Origin of the sequence: Fluoribacter gormanii (assembly GCF_900156395.1) — a bacterium.
Lineage (GTDB): Bacteria > Pseudomonadota > Gammaproteobacteria > Legionellales > Legionellaceae > Legionella > Legionella gormanii.
In genome coordinates this window covers 75,204-87,336 of record NZ_FTNL01000011.1, presented here as the reverse complement: position 1 = coordinate 87,336, position 12,133 = coordinate 75,204, and the positions used below count along the sequence as shown (strand labels likewise).

Here is a 12,133-nt window from a genome sequence, read left to right as displayed (position 1 = left end):
TGTCCTTCTCACAAAGAACCAATGCCCAAACTGTGGCATAATCCTAAAGTCATTACGGCAGCAATAGCCGGTATATTATTAACTATTGGTTTTGTAGGCTCATATTTGACACTACCAAGGATAATTGCTAACGGGTTTTACATAGGCGCGGTGTTAATTGGTGGATATTATTTCGCACGGGAAGCTATAGAAGAATTTTTCAAAGAACATGAAATCGGTATTGAGTTTTTGATGTCTACCGCTGCTATTGTTGCTGGTGTGATGGGACAATGGGCAGAATCGGCAACACTGGTTTTTTTATATTCTATTTCTGAAGCAGCAGAGGGTTATGCTGGTGAAAGGGCGCGACATGCTATCAGAGTATTGATGGAACTTGCCCCAAAATCCGCATTAGTCCGACGTAATAATAGCGAGTTCCTAATACCTTTAGAAGACATTCAAATTGGAGATGAGTTTATTGTTCGTCCTGGTGAAAGCATCGCTACAGATGGAGAGGTCATATCTGGACATTCTAGTGTAAACCAAGCGCCTATCACGGGTGAATCAATTCCTGTTGAGAAATTTGTGGGAAATAAAGTATTTTCTGCAACTATTAACGGCGAGGGGACTCTTACTATTCGCGCTACCAAAAAATTTGCTGAGAACACGTTATCTCGTATTATTTTTCTTGTTGAAAAAGCACAGGATAAAAAAGGTCGCAGTCAACGATTTATAGAGCGTTTTGGCAATCTCTACAGTCCATTCGTTCTTTTAGCAGGGGTACTAATAGCTACCCTACCTCCTCTATTTGGGCTGCATTGGCAAGAATGGGTGCTACGTGCAACGGTGTTTATTGTTGCAGCTGCACCATGTGCTTTAGTAATTTCTATCCCAATTACCCTTGTAGCTGCTCTTGGTACAGCCAGTCGAAACGGAATATTACTTAAGGGTGGGATATATTTAGAAAAATTGGTTCAAATAAAGGTTATTGCGCTTGATAAAACAGGAACCTTAACACAAGGACAACCCAAGGTCACCGATATCATTTCGTTAAATAATTATACTCAGAACCAAATATTAAATGTAGCTGCCACCCTTGAATCGCGTTCCCAGCATCCACTGGCACATGCCATTTTACAACAAGCAAAGGCAGAAAGTGTTGCATATAAACCTGTTGAACATTTTAAGTCATTGACTGGTTCAGGGGTTCAGGGTTTTATAAATGGAGAACAATTTTATATTGGCAATCCAAAATTATTTATTGATATGGGTCTATTGGTAGAAACTGTAATTCAAGAAATAAATAAATTACAGACCGTTGGAAAGACTGTCGTATTAGTAGGAACAGATAAGGAAATTCTCGGTTTAATTGCAATTACTGATCCTCTAAGATCTACAGCAAGGCAGATGGTATCGTCCCTAAAATTGATGGGTATTGAGCGTGTTGTTATGCTCACTGGAGATAACTCGATAACTGCCGCGTCAATTGGAGTTCAAGCAGGTGTAGATGAAGTATTCTCTGATTTATCACCAGAAGATAAGACACGAAAAATTGAGGAACTGGAAAGACGTTACGGTAAGGTAATGATGGTTGGCGATGGAGTAAATGATGCTCCAGCACTTGCAGCAGCACATGTAGGAGTTGCAATGGGCGCCGCTGGAACCGATGTTGCATTAGAAACTGCGGATGTAGCATTAATGGGTGATAATTTATTAAAATTACCTTATCTCATCGAGTTTAGTCATCGAACCTGGAATATAATTTTACAAAATTTAGGACTATCTATAATTGTTATTAGCTCTCTTATTGTCGGGGCGGTAACTGGCTATTTTACGTTGCCAATAGCAGTTTTAGCCCATGAAATAAGTGAGCTTATTGTTATTGCAAGTGGTCTTCGCATGTTAAAATCTTAACTGTAGATGAGCGCATTACAATGCGCTTAATACTCTCTCCAGTTTTTGTCTTACTTCTCCAGCGACCAGATTGATCTCAGGATTGCCGACCAATTCTAATACTGATTTTGGATCCATAAATTCAATATGCACTTTGCCTATATCATCCTGGCGTACAACCACATTACATGGTAGAAGCAAACCTATAGATGGCTCCTTTTCTAAAGCATGATGGGCAAATTGCGGATTGCATGCACCAAGAATTTGATAGGGAGGCATATCTTTATTTAATTTTTTTTTCAAAGTTGCTGACACATCTATATTTGTAAGAACTCCAAATCCCTCTTTTTGCAGTTCTTCAGTAACTTTTTTAATTGCATCATCAAATGAATACAATACTTCTTTTCCAAATCCATATTTTATATTGATCATTCTTTATCCATAAAAATTAACTCAAACCATACCAGATGTTATCATTAATAAATAATTCTTAATATTAAGAATACCATAGGATTGGGGATCTGTAGTGAATTATTCTTGTTGTAAACGATAAATTGTTGCTTTATGGACATTAAACGTTTTTGCAATCTCACTTACCGATTTATCTTCTTGCAAAAGCCGCTTGGCCAATGACTTTTGTTCTTTATTCATTTTTTCAGGTCGTCCAAAACGAACTCCACGTTGCTTTGCAGCTGCGCGACCCGCACCAGTACGTTCACGAATTAAGTCACGCTCAAATTCTGCAATACCTGCGAATACGGTCATGATCATTTTACCGGCATGAGAAGTGGTATCTGCCCAAGGCTCGGAAAGCGAACAAAAGGAAGCCTCTGTTGTTCTTATGCAGTCTATTAATTCTAATAAATGCTGGGTTGAACGCGCCAATCTATCCAATTTCCAAACAACGACTACATCTTCAGGTCGAAGCTGATCAAGTAATCGTTGTAATTCTGGACGATCTCTTTTTGCACCAGAAATTTTTTCCTGATAGATACGTTTACAACCAGCTTCTTTTAGTGCAACTAATTGCAACTCTAAATTTTGATCCGTGGTTGAAACGCGAGCATACCCAATTTTCATAACTAATCCCTAATATTTTATTTGCAAATCATATCGCAAAACAATAGACTTTTGCATCTGATTTTTGCAACGAATTTAAACCTTTAAATAAAGGCATTCAAATTCCGTTGCAAAACTTCTAAGTTTAGCAACAACACCTATTGATTTTGGATAAACATGCCTGTTAGTTTTCTCTCCCCAGTACAATGTGACAATTACGCTAAATATCCTACTGACCTACCACCAGATATCGTAGATAGCCTTTTTTTCCTCGATGATCAGGATATGGAGTGGATTGCAAACAAGCGTGGTGACTTCAGCAGGTTAGGTTATGCATTACAGCTGACAACAGTTCGATTTATTGGAGCTTTTATTTCCGACTTGAATCAGATTCCTCGTGTGGTAATTGAGCGAGTTGCTATTCAAATCAAGGTTAATGATCCTGAAAGTTGCATATCAATGTACATGAAAAGTGAGCAGCGTTGGCGTCATGCTGTTGAAATTCGAGCGCGTTATGGCTATATAGAATTTGCTGAAAAAGGTAGTCGTTATCGTCTTGGTCGCATATTATGTGCACTATGCTGGACTGGTACTGACAGACCTGGAGTGCTTTTTGATCATGCAGTGGGTTGGCTATCGACCAACAAAATATTGTTACCAGGTATTACAGTTCTTGAGCGTTTTGTTGCAGAAATTCGCTCCAGGATGGAGTCTCGCTTATGGCGAATGTTGATTAAAAATTTAAGCGCATCACAACAGGAAAAACTGAATGACCTCTTGGTGGTAGAGGATGACGAACATCTGTCATTGCTTGATAAACTGCGTAAAGGTCCGGTTAGCATCAGTAGCACAGCTCTTGTGCAAGCATTAAAACGGGTTGAGTCTGCCCGCAACATTAGTGTTGAATTACCACTGTACCGCATCCCCGCCTGTAAAATAGCAACACTTGCACGCTTTGCTAATACGGCAAAAATTACAGCCATCAACCGCTTGCCGTTTGAGCGTAAAATGGCGACGCTCGTTGCTTTTGCGAATCATTTTGAGTCAGACTCCCAAGATGATTCTCTGGACGTGCTCAGTATGGTATTGCGTGATTTATTCTCAAAGGCCAAGCAAGAAAATAAAAATACACGACTGCGAACTCTTAAAGATCTCGATCAAGCTACAGCCACATTGGTCGATGCATGTAAATTACTACTGAATACAGAATTATGTGATCATGAAATTCGGGACACAATTTATACAACAGTAGGTCATGAAGCGCTTGTATCTGCAGTTGAAAATGCCACTGCCTTAATCAGGCCGCCAAGTAATGTGTTTTATCATGAGCTTGAACAAAAGGAAAAAACAGTTCAGAAATTTTTACCTTCGCTCCTTCGAGTAATAAATTTTGATAGTAATCAAGCGGGAAAACCTCTTCTTGCCAGTCTTGAATGGTTAAAGGGAAAACAAACGGATGAACCGCCAATGGAGATTATTGGAACATCATGGAAACGTAATATTGTTATTAAAAATGAATGTAGCGTTATCAATTGGCCACAAGACGAACCACGACCCACTTATCGCGTCATAAAGAAACTTGTAAAAACCCAAGATGGTATCATTTTGCATAACGATAAACTTTTATATGCTGACCTTATCAATAAAAAAATTAAGGAAATCGTTGTACCAGAGAAAAAACAATCTCAAGTTGAGAAATTGAAAAAATCCATTTTAAACATGAAGGAAGTTCAAAAAAACGCAAATAATAAAGAGCTTGCATTAATAACATCAATAACTGGCCGGGATAGCAATAGAACTACAATTGACCGAACAGCATATATATTTTGTGTTCTTGATAAATTGCAATCGGCACTGAAACATAGGGATGTGTTCATAAGTCCGAGTTGGCGGTATGCTGATCCAAGAGCCAATCTTTATTCTGGCTCAGAGTGGGAGGCAATACGTCCTATGATTTGCCGCTCATTAAATTTAACAATTGACCCAATGTTAGCCATAACAAGCCTTACAGATGAACTACATCAAGTGTATCGGTTAGTTGCTGCAAATATTGATAATAACCCTGCTGTTCGATTTGAAACAGTTAAGGGTAATGAGGAGCTGATTCTAACTCAGCTTGATGCACTTGATGAGCCTCCATCATTAAAAGCATTGAGAGCTGCTGTAAAAGCCAAATTACCACGTGTCGATTTACCCGAGATGGTACTTGAGATAGCCACACGTACTGGATTTGCGGATGGATTTACCCACATCAATGAAGGAAGTGCGCGTGCTGAGGATCTATTAATCAGTTTATGTGCTGAATTGCTAGCAGACGCTTGCAATACTGGACGAGAACCGTTTGTTCGTGAGGACATACCTGCTTTAAAAAGAGATAGATTGGTATGGGTTGATCAAAATTATATTCGAAATGAAACGATAATGGCGGTCAATGCCATTTTAGTTTCTGCTCAAAATCAAATTCCATTAGCTAAGAAATGGGGCGGAGGCGATATTGCATCGGCTGATGGCATGCGCTTCGTTGTACCGGTTAGAACAGTGCACGCTGCTCCAAATCCAAAATATTTTAAATCAGGTCGTGGTGTCACTTGGTACAATCTAATCTCTAATCAACGAACTGGCTTAAATGCTGTAACAGTACCTGGCACTTTACGTGATAGCCTAATATTGTTAGGCGTTGTTCTTGAGCAACAGACGGAATTACAGCCAACGCGGATCATGACAGATGCAGGCGCATACAGTGATATTGTATTTGGACTGTTTCGTTTGTTGGGACTTCGTTTCAGTCCGCGATTGGCTGATATGGGTGGTGCTAGATTCTGGCGGATTGATCCGTTGGCTGATTATGGAAAGCTCAATGTACTTGCAAAAAGTCGTATAAATATAAATCTTGTTCCTCCTGAGTGGGATGATATTTTACGTTTATTGGCTTCATTAAAACTCGGGAGAGTTCCCGCAGAAGGCATTATGCGCACTCTTCAAGTTGCTGATAAACCAACTCGTTTAGCCAAAGCAATTGCCGAAATTGGGCGAATTGACAAAACTATCCACATGCTCAATTATCTTCATGATGAGTCATTCCGTCGTCAGACTTTGGTACAACTAAATTTGGGCGAAGGCAGACACAGTTTAGGTCGTTCTGTTTTTCATGGTAAGCGAGGAGAACTTCATCAGCGGTATCGTGCAGGGCAAGAAGATCAGTTAGGTGCCCTTGGACTGGTTTTAAATATCATTACACTTTGGAACACTATTTACATGGATGCTGCCATTAATCAATTACGACAAGAAGGCTTCCCCGTATACGATGAAGATGTAGCCAGACTGTCCGCATATGGATATGGTCATATTAATATGCTCGGACGATATTCCTTTGCCATGCCAGATGAGGTAAAACGTGGTGAGTTAAGGCCATTAAGAACAACAGAAAAGCCTTAAGTCGGTTGGCTGTTCCATTGCTCCCCAAGCCCGGAATACAAATATAAATGTACTTAAACAACATAAAGCCGTAGCAATAGGTTTTGTTGACGGTAATTTAGATTTAATATGGGTTAAAGCCTAACCCCATTTATGTAAAAAATTACGGATTGATATGCTCCATAATGTTTATTTGATTAATAGCAATGCTAATACCCAATAGAATTACATCATTTATATGAGCTGATTTTTTTCTTTAACTCAGATAGTAAGAAAAGACCGAACCTAAAGTGGGTTCCATGAATTAGTGTCTATTAAATCGATTTGGAAAATGGATTTCTATTATTTCTCGTTACCCAATTTAATAGACATTTTTTTATTGGGAAAATGAAAGTCTAAAGAGTTATGAATTAGTAGACATCTTTATTCAGGAAACAAAGTTACTTCTGTAGACTTCAAAGAACCATCAGGATTACTCCAACTTAAAATTATGTCATAGCTGGATGGACTACCTAAATCTCTGTGTGTGCTTATACTAACTGACTGAGCAGGAGATAAAGTGCTAATGGGGAACAGATTTTTATATTTTTCCCATTTTATGAAATCCGGCCTCTGATTATGACCTTTAAAGGTGATATTTACATCATGAGCATTAGTTTGGCTTATATTTGTGATATTGAACTTGTACTTAGTACCTTGTAACTTCATAAGCTCTATTCTACAGAGAGCTTCAGACTGCTCTTTTTTCAGCAATTCTTTTTGCATCGCGGCAAGTTCAGATTGGTTAATTTGTAGATTATTGGCCTCAGCTAGAAGTTTATTGCTTTTCCTATTTGCTCTATAGCTGATTAGCACTGCAAACAAACTAACAGAAATACTTATCCCTTCAAATATTGTCATAAACCTGCCTTTTTATTCTTTTTATCCTAAATAGATAATATCAAAGTATCAACAAGAGTTTATATAATCGAGTCTTTCAGAGTGTGTGGTGGTCAAATCATTCAGTAGCAATTGAAAAAAACACTATTTTTTCAATTATTTTTTCTACATGAACTTCTGCAGACCAACTACACTAATTGTTAATTTGTTCTATAATTGACCCAGGTGAATTATTTTAGAGATATCAATGTTTTACTATGTTGATGAAAGTGGGAACACAGGTAAAGATCTGTTCAATGATTCTCAACCTAATTTATTCTACGGTCTATTAACTAGTAATATAAATTTTGATCTACTAGCGGAAAAACATGTAAATATAATTAAACAAAAATATGGCATTACTCATCTGCACGGGAAGAATCTTCCTTTAAATAAAATTGAATCTGTTATTTCGGATTTAATTGGCCTTCAAAAAAAATACAAATTACGCTTTGATTTATCTAAAGTTAGCAAAAGCGATCTTGCAATCATCTCTTTTTTCGATCAGGTATTTGATCAAGGTATGAACCCTGCTTATACCTGGACGGGATATTGGACGCCATTAAGGTATGCAATGTTAGTTAAAGTTGCGAGCATATTTGACTTTGATACATTAAAAAAATCATGGGATGCTAGAGTCTGTATAGACAATTATAGGTCAAAAGAAATTTTTACCTCAGTATGTGATGTGCTTTTAAGCCGGTTAGGAGAAATACCTGACAAACGATCTCAACAGTTAATCTATGATACTTTATCTTGGGCAAAATCTAACTTCTATGCCCTCGGTTATAATTGTACGGATGAATCCCAAGTAAAGGCCAACTCTCCCAATATAATTGGCTTTCAGTTTGTACTGCATCAAATAGGTGAATATATAAAAAACACTCCTAAGTCACCAGTAAAAATTACGATTGATCATCAATCAGAGTTTAATAAATATCAGCAAAAATTGGCTGATTTATGTGCTATTTTGAAAGAACAAAAAGTCATAGAAAAGACGCCATTGGGAACAACTGATTTTAGAAACTACCCGTCAGATAAATTGGTATTTTTATCCCATAAAAATAGTATCGGGGTTGAAGTAACGGACTTAGTTCTGTGGTTATATCAAAGGTTTCTTCAAAACAAAGAAATACCTTCAGGTGCACTATTGTTATTACAGAGATTTTTCTTTAAAACAAAATACCATGAAATTTCAATGAAAGGGATAATTGAACGTTTTAACTCGTGGTTCAGTACACTACATAGTTTGAGTATTGAGGATATTTCCAAGGCAAAAAAATTAATTGATATAGATGAAAAAAGACGACTCCAAGCTATACAGAGTAGCATCAAAAATATTTAACTAATTTGTGCAAAATATCTTATTAGCCTCTTTCTTAATTTTAGAAAAATTAACCATATTTATTAACTGATTTATTGTTGCATTTTGGTTGGATGATAGGGTAGGGCAGGGTAATAAATAAATCCCCCGTTTTATTTCTTACTTGGCATCATCATACTACTTATATGTCACATTGACATATATATCATATTGACATATACTTGTATTAAATACTTTTGAGCGAAAATAAATTTTGCGTATCATTTCTAAGAAAAAACTTCGCGATTATTATATAAGTAATGTTCAATCTGAAATCCCACTGACAGAGTGGTACTATAAAATGTTAGAGACAAATGCGTCTAATATTTTTGAGTTGAGGCAAGTTTTTAATAGTGTAGATCCTGTTTATGGCTACACTATATTTAATGTTGGTGGTAATAATTATCGTTTAATAACGGCGATTCATTACAACACCCAAACTTGTTATGTCAGAACAATTTGGACACATGCTGAATATGACAAACCAATTAATAAAGAAAAATTAAAGCGAGGTGATTTATGAAGGCTCTTGCTATTGACTACATTGACAATAAAACCAAACATAAATTTCATTTACCACTAACTGTGTTTAAGAAACCAACTAATGATAATGAATATAAATATCTCGAAGATATTCTAGATAAATTAATTGACGAGGTTCGTGATGATGAAAATCATCCTCTAGCTTTGGCAATGCAAATCATCGGTGAGAACTTAGAGCAATATGATAATGAGCATTTTCCTTTGATTGGTGAAAATGTAACAGATGTTGAGTTGGTAAAGTATCTAATGAATATCAATCAACTTCATCAAAAAGATCTTGCTCCTATATTTGGTGGCCAAGCAAATGTTTCCAAATTTCTAAATGGAGAACGAAGCTTAGGAAAAAATCATATATCTGAGCTAAAAAGAAAATTTAAAATTAGTGCTGATTTTTTCCTAAAATAGGAATGGAGAGAATCCTTTTTCTCTTTTAAATGCACATGAAATATAAGTATTTGAAACCAGGGATAAAGATGAACAATACAAAAGAAAAATTTCAAATAGTTGATGAGCATTGGCAGATGTTTGAGGATATATCTCAAACTGAAAGTTATAAAAATTTAAAAGCTCATGCCAATGAATTGGGTAAAACTATGAAAGATGCTTTTGCTAATGTATTAGAAATTCAAAAAACTATTAATGATGATAAGTAGAGATAACTTTTTTTACAAAAAGGCGGGACTTTCATTCAATCTTTAATATTTTCAATTAAGTCTGATTACTGATTCCCAGACTTAAGAATGCTTTACTTAAATGCTTTTGCTTTTTCAAAATGCATTTTAAAATCAATAAGTTCAGCATTGTGGCTCTGGTTCTCGTTAAATGGATCTGAAAATCGATAAGGAACACAATTGAAAGGCACAATATTGCGATAAGGGTCAAAATTCTTATCAATTAAAAATTGGCGGCACTGCTTGCGGATATTGATTTTCGCAATAATTGGCAAGTGCTCATAATCCATTAGTTCGTTAGTTTCCAAGTTGATTATTTCAAGAAAAATAATCTCAGGATAGGGCTGCTCATGCCATTCAATGTTTTCATGATTGAGTTGGAATGTTATTTTCAACGACAACTCAGATTTGATGTTTTTTTGAGTTTTAATGCAAATGGTTGGATTTACTACTTGTTCAATAGTTGTAGTAAAAACATGTATTGTCATAGCTAGGCCTTGTACTCCGTTTGGAGATTTTTTCCTCAGATATTTGTTAGCTTCAAGACTTAGATATTATCAACGAAGTACTTGTTTTTTTGTAATCACATAGGCTATGTAAGGAATAATTGAACTCATACAAAAAATTAAAAAAATCCCTTCCAATAAATGCAAATCAAGAATCATTGACCATATACAAAAAAAGCCAGATGCGACTGCGATTAAAATAACTCGATTTAATATACGTGTTACAGTAGATTTCGAATCTTCATTTTCCTTAACTGAAGGAAAATATAGTGCAATGAAAAATTTTCCAAATCTACCAGGTTGTTTATTGCTCATTGCTTCCCTATAAACTTCTTCACCTGTTGGAAAAAAAAATTTTCTTAATCTATTTATAGTTGATGATAATTTTGCTTTAAAAGACATTTTATCAATTCCTTTTTTTCCTATTTTATCGCATTGCTATTAAGAAGCGATTAATGCCAATTATTGCCCAGATTTCATTTGGTTATATCATCGTGATTGCCTGAATCGTTGCAAACATTATTAGATCATCGTCTTTAATTTGTTGAAACAAAGCATAACCGATTAAACTTTGAATTATTATCAATGCAGAAAAAAATAAAGTCACTTTTAGTTTAAAATTGAGCATGACAGTCAAAGTCCTTACAAACGGCTGAACAAATTTTCAATTTACCCGATTGAATTGGGTGATTCTATCAATAAGTGACTTATTTTTTTCTAGCTTTTGAGCTTTACTAAGAAGTACTTCTTTTGAAAAATCTTCTTTCAGTAAAGGCCTTGCCCAAAGCATAAATAGATCGTCACTAGACAGCATAGAGTTAAGAGGATCGCTTCGTTCATCGATTAGAATATCTATAGCGCAGCACACCAACCACTTTGATGGGATGGTTTCCCCTTCAGCCATTCCTTTAATTGCCAAGGGCGAGTAACTTTTATCTTTGTTATATAAATCCTTGGCTTTAAGGTGTAGTTTTTCAGAGCGGTTGTGAATTGCTTGCAGTTCTGCAAATACTGCTCTAATTTGAGGGCTAAAATCAATTTTTTTATACTCAGCAAGATTGGCGCGATCTAACAAGGCAAGGGCTTGTTCTTTGGCATGGCCTGATAGTTTACTGGTGGCTATTTTAATTTGCTGAATCATGCTTGTAATCATTGAATCAAACACATTGAGTTCCACTTTTTCTTTATGACACAGGATTTCAATTTGTTCTAAAGTATTTAGGAATTCATAAGGAAGGCGAAAACGAAAGTCTGTCAGTGTGTTTGCAGGGGAAGGGTTTAAGTGCTCATAAACGGCAGTAACGTTTTGCATGAATTGTTTAAGCTCAATGGTTTGTTCAGAAGATAGTAAGTCCCATCCATCAAAAGCATCTGGGGCATCAACATGAAAAGAGCCATAAATGGTTTTTAAGTCGATTGATTTGACGTAAACCCGTGGAGGTCTACGTAAATTTTGTTTAATTTCAAGTCGTAATAGTTTTTTCATTTTATTGTCTCAAGCAGGGTAAGTTGTGGGTGTATGTAATCATTCGAGGTGGTTTTCATTGAATCGTTCAGGCTGTTATAAACGGCATTAAGAGCTAAATGTTTAAAGTATTCTTTACCAGGCATATCGTTTTTTTTAGATAAAGGTGGTCGAACATTGTAGGCTGCGTTTCTCTTTGTAAAACAGGGTTTAAAATCTCCTGGGATAGGTGTTGATGCATTTCGGCCATGCAAGTAAATAAGGCTATTGAGTCGAGTATTAAACTCAGGTGGCACTTTTGTTTGGTTTGTGGCAATCATGG

General features: G+C 36.1%; 14 protein-coding genes. 6 read left to right on the top strand and 8 right to left on the bottom strand.

Features of this window, described 5'->3' with window-relative positions; all coding sequences use genetic code 11:
* Positions 1-21: 21 nt before the first annotated feature.
* Positions 22-1,893 (top strand): heavy metal translocating P-type ATPase, encoded by a 1,872-nt coding sequence (locus tag BW930_RS08570; RefSeq protein ID WP_231294691.1) that lies wholly within the window; start codon positions 22-24, stop codon positions 1,891-1,893.
* 15 nt (positions 1,894-1,908) lie between these two features.
* Here BW930_RS08570 and BW930_RS08565 read toward each other — a convergent pair whose 3' ends face one another.
* Both BW930_RS08565 and BW930_RS08560 read right to left on the bottom strand, forming a co-directional pair.
* Positions 1,909-2,304 (bottom strand): DUF302 domain-containing protein, encoded by a 396-nt coding sequence (locus tag BW930_RS08565; protein WP_012187539.1) that lies wholly within the window; start codon positions 2,302-2,304, stop codon positions 1,909-1,911.
* Between the two features lie 99 nt (positions 2,305-2,403).
* Positions 2,404-2,952, bottom strand: a complete 549-nt coding sequence (locus BW930_RS08560; protein ID WP_012187538.1) for a recombinase family protein — start codon at positions 2,950-2,952, stop codon at positions 2,404-2,406.
* A gap of 156 nt (positions 2,953-3,108) precedes the next feature.
* On the opposite strand from BW930_RS08560, the gene BW930_RS08555 reads away from it, so the two are divergent.
* A complete protein-coding gene (locus BW930_RS08555) occupies positions 3,109-6,366 on the top strand; it encodes a Tn3 family transposase (RefSeq protein ID WP_012187537.1) in 3,258 nt (1,085 codons plus the stop codon).
* A gap of 402 nt (positions 6,367-6,768) precedes the next feature.
* On the opposite strand, the gene BW930_RS08550 is transcribed toward BW930_RS08555, so the two are convergent.
* Positions 6,769-7,245, bottom strand: a complete 477-nt coding sequence (locus BW930_RS08550) for a DUF8453 domain-containing protein (protein WP_058468978.1) — start codon at positions 7,243-7,245, stop codon at positions 6,769-6,771.
* 226 nt (positions 7,246-7,471) lie between these two features.
* Here BW930_RS08550 and BW930_RS08545 point away from each other — a divergent pair, with 226 nt between their 5' ends.
* From BW930_RS08545 to BW930_RS08530, 4 genes are all read left to right on the top strand, one after another.
* On the top strand, positions 7,472-8,608 hold the full coding sequence (locus BW930_RS08545) for a DUF3800 domain-containing protein (protein ID WP_058393380.1): 1,137 nt from the start codon (positions 7,472-7,474) through the stop codon (positions 8,606-8,608).
* 232 nt (positions 8,609-8,840) lie between these two features.
* Positions 8,841-9,149, top strand: coding sequence for a type II toxin-antitoxin system HigB family toxin (locus tag BW930_RS08540; protein ID WP_064276601.1), 309 nt, complete (start codon positions 8,841-8,843; stop codon positions 9,147-9,149).
* Positions 9,146-9,574 (top strand): helix-turn-helix domain-containing protein, encoded by a 429-nt coding sequence (locus BW930_RS08535; protein ID WP_058393378.1) that lies wholly within the window; start codon positions 9,146-9,148, stop codon positions 9,572-9,574. The genes BW930_RS08540 and BW930_RS08535 overlap by 4 nt, the downstream gene beginning before the upstream one ends.
* A 68-nt stretch (positions 9,575-9,642) precedes the next feature.
* Complete coding sequence (locus tag BW930_RS08530; protein ID WP_058393377.1) at positions 9,643-9,822, top strand: hypothetical protein; 180 nt, start codon at positions 9,643-9,645, stop codon at positions 9,820-9,822.
* Between the two features lie 92 nt (positions 9,823-9,914).
* Here BW930_RS08530 and BW930_RS08525 read toward each other — a convergent pair whose 3' ends face one another.
* From BW930_RS08525 to BW930_RS08510, 5 genes are all read right to left on the bottom strand, one after another.
* Positions 9,915-10,328 (bottom strand): hypothetical protein, encoded by a 414-nt coding sequence (locus BW930_RS08525; protein ID WP_058468979.1) that lies wholly within the window; start codon positions 10,326-10,328, stop codon positions 9,915-9,917.
* 69 nt (positions 10,329-10,397) lie between these two features.
* Entirely contained in the window at positions 10,398-10,748 is a 351-nt protein-coding gene (locus tag BW930_RS08520; protein ID WP_058468980.1) for a hypothetical protein, read from the bottom strand.
* 82 nt (positions 10,749-10,830) lie between these two features.
* Positions 10,831-10,974 carry a hypothetical protein gene (locus BW930_RS17135; protein ID WP_154668514.1) on the bottom strand — a complete coding sequence of 48 codons (144 nt, stop codon included), beginning with the start codon at positions 10,972-10,974 and terminating at the stop codon, positions 10,831-10,833.
* 36 nt (positions 10,975-11,010) lie between these two features.
* Positions 11,011-11,832 (bottom strand): hypothetical protein, encoded by an 822-nt coding sequence (locus BW930_RS08515; RefSeq protein ID WP_058468981.1) that lies wholly within the window; start codon positions 11,830-11,832, stop codon positions 11,011-11,013.
* A complete protein-coding gene (locus BW930_RS08510) occupies positions 11,829-12,131 on the bottom strand; it encodes a hypothetical protein (protein WP_058468982.1) in 303 nt (100 codons plus the stop codon). Before BW930_RS08510 ends, BW930_RS08515 begins: the two co-directional genes overlap by 4 nt.
* Positions 12,132-12,133: the final 2 nt, after the last annotated feature.